Origin of the sequence: Phytoactinopolyspora endophytica, from assembly GCF_004138495.1 — a bacterium.
GTDB classification, from domain to species: Bacteria; Actinomycetota; Actinomycetes; order Jiangellales; family Jiangellaceae; genus Phytoactinopolyspora; species Phytoactinopolyspora endophytica.
Genome location: NZ_ML142849.1, coordinates 1 through 304, shown reverse-complemented (window position 1 = coordinate 304; position 304 = coordinate 1). Strand labels below are relative to the sequence as shown.

Sequence of the window (304 nt, the reverse complement as noted above, 5' to 3'; positions counted from 1 at the left end):
GGCTGGTGTGATTGACCAGCTGGCCGACCTCCCTGCCGCGGACGAGACCGAGTACGTCGACCGGATCACCATCCTGGAGCGGCTGCAGGCCGCCGCACACGCCGCGCAGTTGACCCAGATCTGCAGGCTCGCCGATTCCCGGCGCGCGGCGAACCTCGCCCAGGGGGTCAAGGCGTCGCGGGCCGGGCGGGACGTACCCGACATGGTCGGGCGGGCGCGCAAGGTGTCCCCGGCCTCGGCGGCCACCCAGCTCGGCCGGGCCCGCGCCCTGACGTGTGAGCTGCCCGAGACGTTCGCGTTGCTG

At 73.7% G+C, this 304-nt stretch carries 1 pseudogene; it reads left to right on the top strand.

Features of this window, described 5'->3' with window-relative positions:
• Nucleotides 1–7 precede the first annotated feature (7 nt).
• Nucleotides 8–304, top strand: a pseudogene (locus ELR45_RS00005) (HNH endonuclease); the annotation flags it as partial.